This window comes from Shewanella psychromarinicola, from assembly GCF_003855155.1.
Taxonomy (GTDB): domain Bacteria; phylum Pseudomonadota; class Gammaproteobacteria; order Enterobacterales; family Shewanellaceae; genus Shewanella; species Shewanella psychromarinicola.
Genome location: NZ_CP034073.1, coordinates 1,997,644 through 2,014,938 on the forward strand (window position 1 = coordinate 1,997,644; position 17,295 = coordinate 2,014,938).

15 protein-coding genes are annotated in these 17,295 nt (G+C 40.7%); 10 read left to right on the plus strand and 5 right to left on the minus strand.

What is annotated here, in order from left to right:
- Positions 1 to 20: 20 nt before the first annotated feature.
- Entirely contained in the window at positions 21 to 650 is a 630-nt protein-coding gene (locus tag EGC80_RS08680) for a response regulator (RefSeq protein WP_124012417.1), read from the minus strand.
- The gene (narQ, locus tag EGC80_RS08685) at positions 643 to 2,358 is read right to left on the minus strand and encodes a nitrate/nitrite two-component system sensor histidine kinase NarQ (protein ID WP_101034230.1); all 1,716 of its coding nucleotides are present in this window, start codon (positions 2,356 to 2,358) and stop codon (positions 643 to 645) included. Before narQ ends, EGC80_RS08680 begins: the two co-directional genes overlap by 8 nt.
- Before the next feature lie 283 nt (positions 2,359 to 2,641).
- Between narQ and nrfA the strand changes: the two genes are divergently transcribed.
- From nrfA to aroG, 6 genes are all read left to right on the plus strand, one after another.
- Positions 2,642 to 4,030: an ammonia-forming nitrite reductase cytochrome c552 subunit gene (nrfA, locus tag EGC80_RS08690; RefSeq protein WP_206191826.1), complete on the plus strand. Its 1,389-nt coding sequence runs from the start codon at positions 2,642 to 2,644 to the stop codon at positions 4,028 to 4,030.
- A gap of 337 nt (positions 4,031 to 4,367) precedes the next feature.
- On the plus strand, positions 4,368 to 4,706 hold the full coding sequence (glnK, locus tag EGC80_RS08695) for a P-II family nitrogen regulator (RefSeq protein ID WP_011636110.1): 339 nt from the start codon (positions 4,368 to 4,370) through the stop codon (positions 4,704 to 4,706).
- Positions 4,707 to 4,716: 10 nt separating this feature from the next.
- Entirely contained in the window at positions 4,717 to 5,967 is a 1,251-nt protein-coding gene (locus EGC80_RS08700) for an ammonium transporter (protein WP_124693468.1), read from the plus strand.
- 168 nt (positions 5,968 to 6,135) lie between these two features.
- Positions 6,136 to 6,477, plus strand: a complete 342-nt coding sequence (locus EGC80_RS08705) for a hypothetical protein (RefSeq protein ID WP_233768651.1) — start codon at positions 6,136 to 6,138, stop codon at positions 6,475 to 6,477.
- Positions 6,478 to 6,668: 191 nt separating this feature from the next.
- Positions 6,669 to 7,889, plus strand: a complete 1,221-nt coding sequence (locus EGC80_RS08710; RefSeq protein ID WP_124012414.1) for a tetratricopeptide repeat protein — start codon at positions 6,669 to 6,671, stop codon at positions 7,887 to 7,889.
- Positions 7,890 to 9,024: 1,135 nt separating this feature from the next.
- Entirely contained in the window at positions 9,025 to 10,080 is a 1,056-nt protein-coding gene (gene aroG, locus EGC80_RS08715; protein WP_124012413.1) for a 3-deoxy-7-phosphoheptulonate synthase AroG, read from the plus strand.
- A gap of 42 nt (positions 10,081 to 10,122) precedes the next feature.
- Here aroG and EGC80_RS08720 read toward each other — a convergent pair whose 3' ends face one another.
- A complete protein-coding gene (locus EGC80_RS08720) occupies positions 10,123 to 10,299 on the minus strand; it encodes a hypothetical protein (protein ID WP_101034235.1) in 177 nt (58 codons plus the stop codon).
- 351 nt (positions 10,300 to 10,650) lie between these two features.
- Here EGC80_RS08720 and EGC80_RS08725 point away from each other — a divergent pair, with 351 nt between their 5' ends.
- Positions 10,651 to 12,444, plus strand: a complete 1,794-nt coding sequence (locus EGC80_RS08725) for an ABCB family ABC transporter ATP-binding protein/permease (protein ID WP_101034236.1) — start codon at positions 10,651 to 10,653, stop codon at positions 12,442 to 12,444.
- 558 nt (positions 12,445 to 13,002) lie between these two features.
- Positions 13,003 to 13,218 (plus strand): hypothetical protein, encoded by a 216-nt coding sequence (locus tag EGC80_RS08730; protein WP_101034237.1) that lies wholly within the window; start codon positions 13,003 to 13,005, stop codon positions 13,216 to 13,218.
- A 253-nt stretch (positions 13,219 to 13,471) separates the two neighbouring features.
- On the opposite strand, the gene EGC80_RS08735 is transcribed toward EGC80_RS08730, so the two are convergent.
- Positions 13,472 to 13,663 (minus strand): hypothetical protein, encoded by a 192-nt coding sequence (locus tag EGC80_RS08735; protein ID WP_101034238.1) that lies wholly within the window; start codon positions 13,661 to 13,663, stop codon positions 13,472 to 13,474.
- Positions 13,664 to 13,811: 148 nt separating this feature from the next.
- Positions 13,812 to 15,299 carry an FMN-binding glutamate synthase family protein gene (locus EGC80_RS08740; RefSeq protein ID WP_124012412.1) on the minus strand — a complete coding sequence of 496 codons (1,488 nt, stop codon included), beginning with the start codon at positions 15,297 to 15,299 and terminating at the stop codon, positions 13,812 to 13,814.
- Between the two features lie 410 nt (positions 15,300 to 15,709).
- Between EGC80_RS08740 and EGC80_RS08745 the strand changes: the two genes are divergently transcribed.
- The gene (locus EGC80_RS08745; RefSeq protein ID WP_101034240.1) at positions 15,710 to 16,342 is read left to right on the plus strand and encodes a DUF5610 domain-containing protein; all 633 of its coding nucleotides are present in this window, start codon (positions 15,710 to 15,712) and stop codon (positions 16,340 to 16,342) included.
- 44 nt (positions 16,343 to 16,386) lie between these two features.
- The gene (locus EGC80_RS08750; protein WP_101034241.1) at positions 16,387 to 17,136 is read left to right on the plus strand and encodes a ferredoxin--NADP reductase; all 750 of its coding nucleotides are present in this window, start codon (positions 16,387 to 16,389) and stop codon (positions 17,134 to 17,136) included.
- The last annotated feature ends 159 nt before the right edge of the window (positions 17,137 to 17,295 follow it).

Here is a 17,295-nt window from a genome sequence, read left to right on the forward strand (position 1 = left end):
TGAACTTGGTTGTTAACGCGCTAATTATTAAGGTAGCGTACAGCCATTTCAGTGCGTGATTTCGCATTCGCTTTACGCAGTAAATTCTTCACGTGAACTTTGACCGTCCCTTCGCTGATGTGTAAATCATCAGAGATCATTCGATTACTTTTACCTTCGGCTAGTTCCTGTAATATTTGCAATTCACGAGGGGTTAAATTTTCTATCCAGCTATTATCGTCAATGGTGTTTTTTAACTCATAAATATAAGCCTCGACTTCATCACTAATGACTCTGTGACCCAACATGGCTTTTTTAAGTTGCTCTAATAGTAAATCAGGCTCAGTGTCTTTGAGCAAATAACCATCAGCACCCGCGCGCAATAATCGAATGACATCTTGTTTTGCATCGGATACGGTTAAAATGACAATTCTTGCTGTCACTCCCTCTTGACGCATAGCGTTAAGAGTATCAAGGCCAGACATACCTTTCATATTCAAATCGAGCAAAATAATATCGGGTTCATTTTCGGCTACGGCTGCAAGAGCTTCTATGCCTGTGCCTGTTTCACCAAAAAGCGAAAAGTCGCTGTCGGAGGTGATTAATTGGCAAATACCACGACGTAATAATGGATGATCATCGACAACAAGTACGGAATACGGCTTACCCATTTAAAGGCTCCTGTTGAGGGGGGAAACTCAGCGTGACAGTAGTGCCGCCAAGCGGATTACTATTGAACGAAACGATACCATTCAGTTTGTTGGCGCGTTCATGCATGATACCAATACCAAAATGTTGGTCTCGTTCTGCTAAATGTGTCACGCCAATACCATCATCACAAATTGAAATAGTAATCATGCCATTCTCAGTCAACTGACAATCTACCACTATATGGGCAGGCTTTGCGTGTTTTATTGCATTTAATGTCGCTTCACGAATTAATTGCAAGATATGAATGTGTTGTTTAGCTTCAAGTAAATGTGCTGATAGTGTGTAGTTCAACTGGATATCGATATTGGTTTGATGACGTAATTGCTCCAACATAACTTCAATCGCTTGACTTAAATTAGGCTCTTTAATGGTTAACCTAAAGGTGGATAACAGCTCACGTAATTGTACATAAGCAGTACTGACACCTTCATTGATTTCCATCAACTGGCTTTCTACTTCAGGGCTACGACAACTATTACCAAGGCTTTTACGTAATAAACTGACTTGAATTTTCAAAAATGATAATAATTGCCCAATAGAATCATGTAATTCCCTTGCGATGACCGCTCGCTCTTCTAATAGCGCCAGTTGTTGGCGTTGCTCACTTGCATTATGGATGGTAATGGAGCGCGTTAACATCATGGCAAAGTTTTCAAACAATAATTGGTTTAATGGTCGGTTAGAAATGACATCTAAATAGCCCAACTGTGTCTTTTCTATCAATAGCGGAAAATGTACCGATTCAGCTTGCAACTCTTTCGGCCAACCGCCTTCTGCTTCAATGACATCTTCAGAGCCGTCATCATGTTCAACGATTAATCTGAGATAGGTTAAGTCTTCATAATATTTGAGTTGGTTGATTGCAGATTGCAATGCTTTATAGTCAAGTTTATCGGCATGTAGCATTACGAGGTTGTCGTATAAAAACTTTAACTCGTTATTTGCTCGGGTTAATGCCAAGGTTTTCTCCGTTACTTGGTCTTCTAAATCCTCATATAAGCTGGCTAATTCAGCCGCCGTTTTCTGCAATGCGTTACCTAGAGCCGTCAGCTCAATATAACCCGTTTTAGGCATTTCAACGTTGAAGTTACCTTTAGAAATCGTTGCGGCGCTGTCCATTAATAATTGCAACGGTTTAACAACGCGTTTACGAGTGAACACTACAGCAAAGAAAGCGATAACTAACAAAATAGATAAGCCGATAATCTGTCCAATAACCAATAGCTTAAGTTTAAAGGCCGCGAACTGTTCCATCTTAAATACTAAGGTGTTAATGGTGTCGACAAAGTCGGTCAATGAATTAGAGTAAAGCTGTGTATTCCCTTGTTCTATATAGACCTTCATTACTTGCCACTTGTCGATAACCACCAAGTATTGGTTTCTGAGTTCTTCAGGGCTATACCAAGCAAAGGAACGTTTAAGTGCTTCAGAGTTAAGTGTGTTTTCAAATTCAGTAATTTTTTTATCGGTATTATGACTGCCCGCATTGGTATACAACAAGAGCCGGTAACTTTGCATTCGCAGTGATCCCGAGGCATTAATCCCTTTGGCATCGCCTAAACTGAAGGTTAAATTGACGATAGAAAATACCGCTAAGCTTGATGACAACAAAATTAACATAAGCATTAAGCTTAAAATGGTGGAGGTAAGGCTGCCACGAGTAAACATAAAATCCTGTTGTTGATAGTGATTAGTGATTAAAAATAAGCCAAAAGTATTGTTTTATATCGTGTCCAATAGTGTGTTCTACATTAGGTATGGGTTGATAACATTAACAAGTTTACAAAACTGTGAAATACATCCTGTTTACATGTTGATCTGGCGCAAACTTTCATCGCTATACCCCATAAGGGGTATATTTAAAGTTGAATTAAATAGCTAACTTTGACCTTGGAGATGTCGTGATTATTAAATTAAATATAATGTAACACGGAGATAAAGGGTGATGAAGATGAATGTAAAATCAATTGCACTGGGTGCAGTGATTGCAGCCAGTTTTATGGCTGCAGGCGCAATGGCGAGTGATAAAACCGAACCGCGTAATGAGGTTTATAAAGATAAATTTTCAAAGCAATATGACAGCTGGCATGCTACTGAGGAAAGCAAAGAAGTTGTTGATATGTTAGAAAAAGTACCTAGCCTAGTTGTATTATGGGCAGGTTACGGCTTCGCTAAAGATTACAATGCACCACGTGGTCATATGTATGCGGTTACTGACGTAACTAACTCATTACGTACCGGTGCGCCAAAAAATGCTCAAGATGGTCCAATGCCAATGGCGTGTTGGAGCTGTAAAAGCCCTGATGTACCTCGGGTGATTGAAGAGCAAGGTGAAGATGGTTATTTCAGTGGTAAGTGGGCTAAAGGCGGTCCAGAAATAGTCAATGTGCTTGGTTGTGGCGATTGTCATGAAAAAGGTTCTTCAAAGTTACGCATGTCACGTCCATTTGCGGCTCGCGCAATGGATACATTGAATACGCCATTTGATAAAGCTTCTCGTAAAGACAAGCAATCAATGGTATGTGCTCAATGTCACGTAGAATACTATTTCGAGAAAACCGCAGAACGTCCTGGTTTCGTTAAATTCCCTTGGGATATGGGGACGACTGTTGAGCAAATGGAAGTGTATTACGACAGCATGGAATTCTCTGATTGGACCCATGCTGTGTCTAAAACTCCTATGCTAAAAGCACAACATCCTGGTTATGAAACTTGGAAAATGGGCGTGCACGGTCAAAATAACGTGAGTTGTATTGATTGTCATATGCCTAAAGTGACTAACGACAAAGGCCGCAAATTTACAGACCATAAAGTGGGTAACCCATTTGATCGCTTTGAAGAAACCTGTGCAACTTGTCACAGTCAAAGCAAAGAGTTTATGGTTAAGCAAGTTAATGAAAGCAAAAAGAAAGCACAAGACTTAAAAGCACGTGTTGAAACTCAATTAGTTAAAGCTCACTTTGAAGCTAAAGCTGCGTGGGATGCTGGTGCAACTGAAGTTGAAATGAAGCCAATCCTAATGGATATTCGTCATTCACAATGGCGTTGGGATTACGCAACTGCTTCTCATGGTGCATCAACTCATGCTCCTGCTGAAGTATTACGTATTTTAGGTACTTCATTGGATAAAGCGGCTGATGCTCGTGTTAAATTGGCTCAGCTACTAGGTGCTAAAGGTGTTAAGCAACCTATTGCATACCCTGACACTTCAACTAAAGCAAAAGCACAAGCCGCTTTAGGTATGAACATGAAAACCATGAATGCTGAAAAAGCTGAGTTTAAGAAAACACTGGTTCCTCAGTGGAAAGAAGAAGCTAAAAAGCGTGAAGCGACTTACTAATAAGTTTTACGGTGAGCATTAACACTCACCTCATGTAAAACCAGAAGCAATATAGCAAACAGCCCTCATTTGAGGGCTGTTTTTTTATGTGTTTGGCGTAGAAGTCGCAGATCAATCGATTGCTGTTATGTGCCATTAATGGTGGGGTAATAGTTGCACCAAAACAATGCGGCGCTGTTTTCTGTGCACTCGATTGGTGCTGTTCTGTTAACAAATAAAATACAAAATAAAATAAAAACCATATATAACAGACTGTTGAAAAAGTGGCCTAATGATTGAATTAACTCATTCAACAACAAAACAACAACCATTTTTTTTCACACTTTTGGAGGTCGAGATGAAACTCGTCAGCGCTATCATCAAGCCATTTAAATTGGATGATGTCCGTGAAGCTATTGCAGGCATGGGCATTGAGGGTATGACTGTAACTGAGGTAAAAGGCTTTGGACGTCAAAAGGGTCACACAGAACTTTATCGTGGGGCAGAGTATCAAGTAGACTTTTTACCAAAAGTAAAATTAGAAATTGCCACCAAGGATGAAAACTTGGACATGCTTATTGAAGCGATTACCAGTGCCGCTCATACCGGCAAAATTGGTGATGGTAAAATATTTGTAACTGATTTAGAACAAGCGATCCGTATCCGTACGGGTGAACTTGATAACGAAGCATTATAAGGGGGCGGTGATGGAAGAATTAACTCAATTAGGGCTGACGGTAACTGAATTACGTTTTGCACTAGATACATTTTATTTTCTTATTTCAGGCGCATTTGTGATGTGGATGGCAGCGGGTTTTGCCATGTTAGAAGCTGGCTTAGTTCGCTCAAAAAACACCACTGAAATTTTAACTAAAAACGTGTGCTTATACTCCATTGCGTGTGTCATGTTTCTATTAGTTGGCTATAACATTATGTATGTAAATAATGTTGAAGGTGGCTTTATTCCTTCTTTTGGCTCACTAATAGGCACGCAAGCTGAAGGTGCGGATCATGCTCTTGAATCTGACTTTTTCTTCCAAGTGGTGTTTGTTGCCACAGCAATGTCAATTGTGTCTGGTGCGGTTGCTGAGCGGATGAAGCTGTGGTCATTCCTTACTTTTTCAGTGGTAATGACCGCGGTTATTTATCCTGTTGAAGGGTATTGGACATGGGGCGGTGGCTTTCTCTCTGAAGCTGGCTTTGTTGATTTTGCTGGTAGTGGCATTGTGCATATGGCGGGTGCTGCCGCAGCCATCTCTGGTGTGTTGCTGCTTGGCGCTCGTAAAGGTAAATACGGTGAAGATGGTCAAATTCATCCAATCCCTGGTTCAAACTTGCCTATGGCTACCTTAGGTATGTTTATTTTATGGATGGGTTGGTTTGGCTTTAACGGTGGCTCGCAACTGTTAGTTTCAGATGCAGAAAACGCCAGTGCAGTTGCTAAAATCTTTGTCAACACCAACTCCGCTGCTGCATTTGGTGCCATCTCAGCACTTATCGTGTGTAAAGTGGTATGGGGTAAAGCAGACTTGACCATGATTTTAAACGGTGCGTTAGCCGGGTTAGTGGCGATTACCGCTGACCCATTATCGCCGTCATTGTTAATGGCAGGTGTGATTGGCTTGGTTGCTGGTGCTGTTGTTATCTTCTCGGTTATCGCTTTTGACCGTGTTAAAATTGACGACCCTGTTGGTGCTATCTCGGTGCACGGTGTTGCTGGTTTCCTAGGATTAATGCTGGTGCCATTATCAAATGCAGACGCGAGTTTTGGTAGCCAGCTATACGGGGCCGCGATTATCTTCGCTTGGGTATTCTCAGCATCTCTTGTTGTTTGGTTTGTGATTAAAATGACCATGGGTATCCGCGTAACAGAAGAAGAAGAGTATAACGGGATGGATGCTTCTGACTGTGGTGTAGATGCTTACCCTGAGTTTGTTAGTGTTAAAACCGCTGGTTAAGTGATTAATACGCTTTATTCGTATTATAAAACATAACCCTGGAACAGAATCCTAACATTAGGATTCTGTTTTTTTATGCACCAGAATAAAGAGGTTATCAAGCTTTGTTGGGGAAGCTGAGACAATGTGCTAGCGTTATGAGATAGCCATTTTGGGATAACAAGAGTGATGACGTTATTAATGAAGCCATGGATGATTTGTCTGTTAGCTGGAGTCGTGTTATTAAGTGCCAATAGCTACTCTGGCACCGTTGTGGTGCGTCCGTCATCACAAGCCTTTGATGCATTTGCGGTTCGCGATTTGGTGTCACAACAGCATCAATGGCAAGAATTGTTAAGGCAGCAAGAGCAAATTAACATTTTGCAATCCTTACCCCTGGGTTGTGTCGCCGTGACGTTACCCTTTGACCACTTTAGCTGTGGCCTGCAATCTTATCGTCCCTACCAATACCAAGATAAACCCGTTTATATACAAATTGATCCGCCTATGAGTGATGGCCCATCTCAATAGTTAATCCCACTGGGATTAATAAAGGGGGCAAAGAGGGTAGAGTTCGAATACTTCAGCTGTTTGATAAGCGTTTATTATCCCAATAGCGGTTGGTTAATAAGTCGTTACAACCTTGTGACGGTTCTTTTTGACCGAGAGGTCATCTGTTGACTATACTTTTAGATAGCTTATTTCTATCTAAGGGCTGAATTATGTTCACTTATCACTCAAAAGGAATAGAGGTTGATCCCCCGTATTATGGTGATGACTTATTACCTGCGTGGGTTAATATCTTGTTTTTGTTTTTATTTTTTAGTTTGAGTGCCTGCCAATCAGCCCCGTCGTCGGTCAACAAAATTGATATTGATAACTTGTTTCATGATGAACTGTTCACACCTGTTGACGTTGTGACTGTTGACGATATTTATCGATTGCCAGAAAATTTTGTGACACAACTCAGGCGACAATTTCAAGCCGATAATACTATCCGTAGCCAAGGTGTGATGGCCAATGAGTGGTTGGCTCAGTATATCGGTGCACAAAATGGTGGCTTTGAATATCGAGACCATTTTACCCGCACAGCCGCTGAAACGGTACTCAGCCGCCAAGGTAACTGCATGTCTTTAGTTGTATTGTCGGCTGCGTTAGCGGATGTATTAAATGTGCCGGTTGAATTTCATGATATTGATGTTGAACCTATTTGGGATAGGCGCGGTGGTTTCTATTTAGTTAACGGTCATGTGAATTTAAGTTTATTACCTCCGGTTAATAGCAACATTGTGCTATTTAGCAGATCTGAAATGCTAGTGGACTTTTTGCCTGAACGCTCTGTTCGTGCTTACCATAAAAAAAGAGTCAATAAGCATCAATTAACGGCAATGTTCTATAACAATATCGCCGCCGAAGCGTTGGTGAAAGCCGATTACGATTTGGCTTATGCGTTAGTTAAAAAAAGCATTCAGCTAGACCCTCAATTTGTTGCTGCGATTAATACACTGGCGGTTATCTATCGACATAAGGGCTATGAGGATGAGGCTGAAAATGTCTACCGCTCGGCGTTACACGTTAACGATCAAGATCTGTCGACACTGTATAACTTAGCGTTAATTTTAGGTGAACAAGGTCGTTTAGAGGAATGGCGTGAAGTGCATAAAGTACTTGAGTTAGCGAGAATTAATAATCCATTTTATTATTTTGACATGGCCCAACAAGCGTATTTTGATAAGCAATATCAAGATGCACTCGTATGGTATAAGCGCGCTGTTGAGAAAGCGGATTATCGGCACGAGTTTTATTTTGGTTTGTCTAGGGCTTATTGGGCAACGGGTGAGGAGCGACTCGCTGAGAAAAATCTTAAACGTGCATTGGCACTCAGTGACACCAATAATAAACAACGCTACCAAATTAAGCTGCAAGCAATGAAGCAGAACTAATGCTTTTTAGGGGCTTAATGATGTGGCTGAACATTATTTTTGTTATGCGAGTTCGAGTATTTTTAGGTCGCGATATGACTGCTTGGGTGACGTAATGGCATTATTAACTCGATTAGTCATGATGGGTTGATGACAGACAATGTTGGTTGGGCAGGGTTGAACAATGCGATTTTGCTCGGGGGTAAGGGGGTCGAGCTTTAATTTTAGTTTATGGCGATAATATTCAAATATCTGTTTTTCTAATATAATTTCATGTACGTAACGATTAAATAACCTCACCACTTGGCTTTGTGATCAGTGATTTCACTAATATGAGGATTGGCATTGCTCAAATCGTTAAACATATCGACTAAGTATTGTTTTCAGTTTTGAAACCCTAAAAAAGACAAAGCATTAAGATCGTTAATTTATTCAATATGGAAGTTAATGCTTGATAAGCAGAACCCGCTATTTTTGATATTCAATCAAGTTTTGGGTATCAAATAGTCATTTAATATTATCGGCATAAACTAAATCTTCCGATGCCCTGAACCCATGTTCCACTGTCACTCAACGAGTTAAATTCGACTAATGGGTGTTAACCTTCGTTAGGCTCAATGGAAGCGGCCACTGAGGGGTTGATGTCCATGGTAACTTGCTGAATGTAATGGGTGTTTTTAGTTTTTCAATCAGTGATTACCTTCTGGATAACGAGCTGAATATTAAATGGTTCATCTTGTTTGTGTTGAGTTGAATGAGGTTAATAACCAAGGTAAAGCATATTAATATCATGAGTGTGTCTTTTCATAATACTGCTGATTGGCAGTGTGATTGGCAGTGTGATTGGCAGTGTGATTGGCAGTGTGATTGGTTACTAAAAATCTATAAATAGGCTTATTTAATACTCAGTTTACATCGGGGTACTGTGTCTCATTCGCTATTACTTCCTATTACCGTATTGCCCGTGACTTGCTATAGCATCTGTTATCGGTATCGATGAATAATACTTGATTGATTTGTCGATAGATACTGGTTAAATTGGAGATTCATGTTCATTTTTTTCGATGGTTTTTGATCATTTTTAATGAATCGTATCATCTGATTTACCTTTTAATGGATCAGATAAATAAAATGTTTTGCCGGAGCTGTAACCACTATGCATTACCAAACTGACGATATTCGTATTGATGAAATAAAACAATTACTTCCTCCTATTGCGATTCTAGAGCGATTTCCGGCAACCGAAAATGCATCAGCAACCGTTTTCAATGCACGCAACAGCATTCATAACATTTTAGCCCGTAAAGATGATCGTCTGTTGGTGGTGATTGGTCCTTGTTCAATCCATGATCCTGTTGCGTCTTTAGAATATGGTCAACGCTTGGTTAAGTTACGTGAACAGTATATAGATCAGCTTGAAATCGTGATGCGGGTGTATTTTGAAAAGCCGAGAACAACCGTGGGCTGGAAAGGCTTAATTAATGATCCGTATATGGATAATAGTTTTCAACTAAATGATGGCTTACGCACTGCGCGCAAATTATTAGTCGATTTAAATGACTCTGGAATACCAACCGCAGGTGAGTTTTTAGATATGATCACGCCTCAGTATGTGGCCGATATGATGTGTTGGGGCGCTATTGGGGCTCGCACCACTGAGTCGCAAGTACACCGAGAGCTATCATCGGGGCTGTCTTGTCCTGTTGGATTTAAAAATGGCACCGACGGCACCATTAAAGTGGCTATTGATGCGATAGGTGCAGCCAATGCTCCTCACCACTTTTTGTCGGTGACTAAGTTTGGTCATTCAGCGATTGTATCGACCAAAGGCAACCCCGATTGTCATATTATTCTTCGTGGTGGACGCGCCCCAAACTATAGTGCTGAGCATGTTTCAGAGATTGCTAATCAGCTGACTAAGTCAGGATTAGTTGATAATATTATGATTGATTTTAGCCATGCCAATAGCAGCAAAAATTATAAAAAACAGATGGTGGTAGCAAAGGATGTTGCCGGCCAAATATCTCAAGGTAATCAGGCTATATTTGGGGTTATGGTTGAAAGTCATTTAGTCGAAGGAAGCCAAGATTTAATTGAAGGCAGTGCATTGTGTTATGGACAAAGTGTTACAGATGCTTGTATCGGTTGGGATGACACCGAGTCGCTTTTAGCGACCCTAAATCAAAGTGTACTAGACCGTCGTCAAGCATAGTCTTTGGCAAAATCACTCAAAAAATAAGGCGCAATGAGCGCCTTATTTTTTTGTATATTCAACGAGATATTCATTAGCCTTTGCTAGATTACCAAAGGCCGAGATAAGATTATTACGGCCTTTGTCTTGCAGTTCAGGGTTATCAGATTCAATCATCATCCATACCCATGTTTGTATTAGTTGTAATGGAGGGTACTGAATTTTTGTGTTATCCAACATAAAGCATCCTTTAAGTTAGTAAATCTTTGTCTGTTAATCATCAAACAGGCCTTTATTTGTACTCGAAGAGTAGCAAATTATGCTCACAGAAATAACTCTATTTAGCTTAAAAAAGCACAAAAAAACACAAATAAACCCAAAAATTATATCTTTGACTAATAAAAATCTATTTTTAGTAAGCCTTAAGTATTACTAAACTTGACGTTAAAAAGGTTAACATCAATAAAATTTGATAATATCCATTCCATTATAATGTGACGTAAGTCTGATAAGGAAATGGCATATAATAAGACAATCAATGTTTACCATTCGTAACACTGCCAATAACAGCGGTAATTAACTGGAGTAAAGATGAGACCTTCTGCGTATTTTGAAGGCCCGGTAGGGACGTTAAATTGGCAAGTTCTACGATTGTTATGGCCATATTTATTAGAATTTAAAGGGCGAGTATTGCTGGCGATGATTTGCCTCATCGTTGCTAAAATAGCGAGTGTTGGATTGCCATTTATCCTTAAAGACTTAGTCGATACGCTCGATAAACAATCAGCGACGCAGCTAATCGCCGTCCCTGTTGGTTTGGTGTTAGCCTACGGTGCGGTTCGCTTGCTCAATGTCATTATTGGTGAGGTACGCGATACCTTATTTGGTCGGGTTACCGAACGTGCTATTCGTCGCCTTGGACGGTCGGTTTTTGAACATTTACATCGACTCGATCTTGATTTTCACTTAGATCGCCGTACCGGCGGCCTGTCGCGTGACATTGAACGTGGCACCAGTGGTGTCAGTTTTTTAATGCGCTTTATGGTGTTTAATATCGTTCCAACACTGCTTGAAATTGTCTTAGTTATTGGTATTTTCTTTTATAACTATGGCGCGAGTTTTGCGCTGATCACCTTCTTCTCTGTTGTGACCTACATTGGTTATTCCGTCGTGGCGACAGAATGGCGTACAGGTTATGTGCGCGATGCCGCTAGAGCCGACTCGCTGGCAAATACTCGTTCAGTGGATAGCTTATTAAATTATGAAACCGTAAAATATTTTAATAACGAAGAATTTGAGTCGCAACGATATGACTCTGCGCTTGAGCAATGGGAAGTGGCAAAGCGCAAAAACCGTTTATCGTTATTTGCGCTTAATGGTGGCCAAGCGTTAATTATTGCCGTTGCTATGACTGCCATGATGGGGTTGGCGGCCTACGAAGTGAGCCAAGATTCCATGACTATTGGCGATTTTGTATTAATTAATGCGTTTATGATGCAGTTATTTATTCCGTTAAATTTTTTAGGGTTTGTTTATCGTGAGATCCGCGGTGCATTAGCCAATATTGAACGCATGTTTGATATTTTAGCCAAACAACCACAAGTATTAGATCAGGTTGATGCGATAGAAATTAGCCCAACCATTGGAGCGATAAAGTTCACTGATGTGAGCTTTCATTACGATCAACGAGCCATTTTAAAAAGTGTCAGTTTTGAGGTGCCAGCAGGGAAAAAAATTGCCGTAGTGGGCGACAGTGGCGCAGGTAAATCCACTATCATTAAATTGTTATTTCGCTTTTATGATGTTGCCAGTGGTTCGATCACTATAGATGGTATTGATGTGCGTCAGTTTAGCCAGCAAGCTTTACGCAGAGCAATCGCAGTAGTACCGCAAGATACGGTATTATTTAACGATTCTATTTATGAGAATATTCGCTATGGCCGTGCAGATGCTTCCCGTGATGAGATTATCGCGGCGATTAAATTGGCTCATTTGAGCGACTTTATTGAATCATTGCCAGATAAAGGCAATACCAAGGTCGGTGAGCGTGGATTAAAGCTTTCCGGCGGCGAAAAACAACGTGTTGCTATTGCTCGTGCTGTGTTGAAAGGTGCGCCTATTTTAGTGTTTGATGAAGCCACGTCTTCATTAGACTCACGCTCAGAGCAAGCTATTTTAAGTGCCTTGCGAGATGCTGCAAAAGGTCACACAAGTTTAGTCGTAGCCCATCGTTTATCGACCATTATTGATGCAGACCAAATAGTCGTATTGAGTAAAGGTAATATTGTTGAGCATGGCACTCATACTAGTTTATTAGCTCAACAGGGGCTTTATGCTCGGCTTTGGCATATTCAAAATGAACAAGAAAATCTGGCGAAGGGCTAAGTGTCGATAAACATGTTTCTGCGTTATATAAACTAAAAGTGAGAGGATTAGATGCTAGTACGCTAGCGCGGCTAGATTCTATACCAGCTAAAAGCGAGAGGATTAGATGCGAATATGCTGTGCGGCTAATTCCGAGTACCTAGCCGACCGAAGGTCGCTCTAGCAGCCCTATTCCTAGAACGTTGAGCGCGGTCACTTCTTGATATGCTGGAGCCTACATTTCGAGGTCGTTTAGGTATATATGTTGATGTGGCGTAAAAACGGGCGTTTGGGTTTATCATTCTCTTACCATGAGTAAGAATTATCACCAGCGAAGTCGTTAAGTGGGGGCATAATTAAAAACCTCTTTATAGCGTAAGCACTCTATAATGGAACATTTTAACAGCGCTGAATGGTGTTAAAACCCTATTGTTAGATTTATGGCTAATGAATTTTTTGACGATAGTGATTAACGCAGTTAATCTATAGCCTTACTCGTGAGTTATTTATCTCAGATAACATTGTTTTTCAATCAACTGGATTTTATTAAAGGTGCAGATTCGTGTATGGAGATGACTTGTGCATAATATTGCGTTAATTGCGGCGCTAGAAGGCACCCGGCATCAAGTGACAACAGATTGGTTTGCTATTATGGCAATGCTAAAAACGCGTAACATGTCTGATGATGCAATTAAAATAGTGTACAACGATTTGTGTGCTGGTTTAAGGGTGACGACTCGTGGCGTGACGTTAGCTAAGGCGATGGATAGTGATCTCGATAAGAGTATTGTATAACCTAGCCAATTAAACAAAATGATGACACGCAGGACACACTTTTGTTGTTTGACTCGCTCTAATCAACTCATGCTGTTATATCGATTTGCACTGACTTATGATGCTAATGAATTGATATCAGTGTATCTTTTGGGATGCCATTATGGCTTTAATCGCTAACATTAGGATTTTTGGTCGATAAAGCACTTGGAAGAAGATCGGGATATAGTCAGTTATGTCTAAAATGACAAATTCGACTGTTGATTAAAAATGATTACTTTTTCTGCCAACTAATACACACCATTTTTATCAGTGCCGCTGGAGAAGGGTCTAGTGTTAAACGTTTAATTTTGCCTTGTTCAAAGCATACTAATTCTCCTTCGATTTCTGTCATTCGATTACAGTTTTTACAGCTTAAACTTAAGCTTTTTGCATTTAGATCTACTGCATTCGTTTTTATATTCAATACGAAACCCTCTGGACTGACGTCTCTTCAAATCACATTAAGACTGCTTATTGTGACTAATATCAAACATATTGTACACCTTTTCTCATTTTCGGCAAAGTAATCCGCGCACTAGAGCCCTGTAATTTACTGGGGTTCATGACCTACACTATTGCATATGTCGGTAATGTTTATCGAGAGTGACTGCGACCCCAGACGATTGCACAATACGAGCATGGTGGCGGGTTAAATATCTTGGATCTGTTACGCCGCATGAATGTGCGATCATGATTAAATCATAGTGTAAAAAATGATTATAGTTTGCGACACGTACCGATTTATCTTTAGGATCTAAGCCTTTTTGTAGTCGTGTATTATGAGTTGTAATGCCAGTGGGGCAAGTGTCTTTGTTACATTGCAGCGATTGAATACAGCCTAAGGCAAACATATTTCCACGGGCGGAAGCAATAAAATCGGCACCAGTGGCTAATGCCCATGCCACATATGAGGGTATGATCATTTTCCCCGTAGCAATAATTTTAATGCGTTGCTTAAAGCCGCGTTCATTCAGTAAATCAACCAGTAACGGTAAACTCTGTCGTAGTGGTAAGCCCACATTATCCATCAGAGCTTGTGGCGCTGCGCCTGTACCGCCATCGGAACTGTCTAAGGTAAAAAAGTCTGGTGCATGCTCAATACCACGGCGCTCAATTTCATCCAGGAATTCGGTTACCCAAGACATATCGCCTAACACAGCCTTAATTCCTGTTGGTTTGCCGGTAATACCTCTTACCTGATTTATCATATCGACAATGTCAGCTACGTTGTTTAATTCAATGTGTCCATTGGGGCTAATTGAGTCTTGTCCCGCTGGGATCCCGCGAATAATGGCAATTTCTTCAGTCACTTTTATGGCGGGTAAAATACCACCTTTACCGGGCTTAGCACCTTGGCTTAACTTAATTTCAAACATTTTGACTTCAGGATGCGCTGCAATTTCGGTGAGTTTTTGTGCGTCTAAATGGCCTTGAGCATTACGGACACCGTATTTAGCTGTGCCTATTTGAAATACTAAATCACAATGACCTTTTAGATGGTAAGGGCTTAATCCTCCCTCGCCAGTATTGAGCCAACAGCCTGCTTTTGCTGCGCCATGGGATAGTGCTGTAATCGCTGGACGAGACAATGCCCCAAAGCTCATTGCTGATATATGGCAAATTTTCTCGGTTATGTAAGGGTGATTACAATCGGGGCCAATGGTGACAGCGATGGTTTTATGGGTGTCATGATCATTGATGGGGAATGCTGAGTTCATGAACATTACTGCCCCCGGTTTATCTAAGATCTGAGTAGAACCAAACGCAATGGTGCGGTCAACATTTTTAGCGGCGCGATATACCCAACTGCGTTCGGCGCGATTAAATGGCAGCTCTTCGCGGTCTTGGGCAAAAAAGTATTGTCTAAAAAACTCGCCTTGTTTTTCTAGAATATACCTAAAACGGCCGATGACAGGGTAGTTATGCCGAATGGCTTGTTTAGTTTGCAGTTTATCAGCGATAAACATGTAAATTACCGCAATGAGCAAGAACCAGAATAACATTAATAAAAGACCAGAAAAAATATCTATTCCCCACATAAACCAATGTTGTTGCAGCATATTTTTGTCCTTAATTAAAATTCAGTGTGAGAGACTCAGTATGGGTGATAATGATAAAATTAATCTTATTAACTAGCCATATTAGCAATAACCAATACGAGGTAACTATATCGTTACACTTTTGACCTCGTTATCAAACGGTTTTCTTTTGCAGTAGTAAGGCATTAATTGATGCGATTGTGATGCGTTGAAGCTTACTTTTTCAATTTAGCGGTTATTGCTAATGTACACATTAACGCTGTTATTTGGGCTATCCTTTACATTATCGTTATGCAATATAGGCCTTTAGTTCGCCATTAATATCGTAAGGGGGTGAATGAGATGAATCGTTATATTTATCTATTATGACTTCAGAGATTCATTTTTTGGTCGATATTTAGGCTATCTATTATGCTAAATGAGAAATTATTATGGATGTTAACAATGCGGCTTCAACTAATGCGACCCCTGCACTAGAAAGTAAAAGCACTTCAACCCGTGCCGCCACTTCGTCAACTCAAGCCGCTTCCAATAACGCTAGCTCAGCGGTCAACTTATCCACCAAAATATCAGCGAGCCAACTCAGTCGTCAAATAATGAATAACAACATTCTGGCAGCACAAGAGGAAGTGAGCATTGCTGCCGGTGACAAGTCCATGGCATTACTTTATCGCGCCGCGATTGAAGCCATTAACGAAGAGCTTGCACCAATGCGAGGAGAAAACTCAGTCCAAAAGAGCCTTGCGAGTGGGGTGGATTACTCGCCAGAAGCAACTGCTGATCGTATTGTTAGCTTTGCAACAGCGTTTTTCTCTGTGCATCAACAACAAAACCAATCTATGGTGCTCGATGAACAAGTTGACAGCTTTATGCTCAAAATTGGAGATGCAATCGATCACGGCTTTAAAGAGGCAAGTGATATTTTGTCTGGTTTAAAAGTACTAGAGGGCGATATTGCTGCTGGTGTTGATAAAACATATGAGCTGATACAGCAAGGGTTAGCGCAATTTAGACAGGATAAGTCGACTAAAGATGGATCACAAAGCGTGACTCAAGCTACTTAGTCTCTTATGATTAAGATAGGCTTTCAGCGATAAGGATAGTGACTATGTGGACAACGGGTAAGGTAATTGAGCGCATTGATTGGAATGATAAATTATTCTCATTGCGCATCAAAGCCGATGTCGAACCTTTTATCGCAGGTCAGTTTATTAAGCTCAGCCAAATGCGTGATGAAAAGCGTGTCGCGCGGGCGTATTCACTGGTAAATTCTCCAGGTACGGATTATGTCGAAGTGCTGGCGGTGTCGGTAGAGGATGGGCAATTATCTCCAGATCTAAAAGCATTAAACCCAGGAGACACCATTGAAGTGACGCCCAAAGCGACTGGATTTATGACCTTAGATGAAGTGCCTAACGGCGTATTGCAAGGCAAACATTTGTGGTTCTTTGCTACCGGTACCGCTGTGGGTCCTTTTATCTCTATGCTGGCAACGGCAGAACCTTGGCAACGCTTTGAAAAAGTCGTATTAGTTTATGGTGTCAGGTTCGCTGAAGATTTAGCTTATTTAGCAACCATTAACCAGTTTATTGAACAACATCCACAGCAGTTTGTGTTTATTCCGATTGTGACCCGTGAAGACTATCCTGAAGGGTTATCGTGTCGCATTCCTGATGGCATTAGCAGCGGATTAATTGAACAAAAAGCGGGGTTAGGGATTAATGCAGAACATTCTCAAGTGATGATCTGTGGTAACCCAGGGATGATAAGTGACGCTCAAATAGCCCTAGTAGATAAAGGATTAGCCAAAAATCTTCGACGTGCTCCTGGGCAAATAACGGTCGAAAAATATTGGTAATAGTATCGTAAATGAGAATGCAGTGGTGGCCCTGCTCGCCATATTCACAGACAGTATGATAATAATTGTAATGAATGATCAACCTCTTACCTGACCCAATATGAGTACAATATCGATTACAAATCAGCTAAATGTGAGTACACTTCGGGTAATGTATAT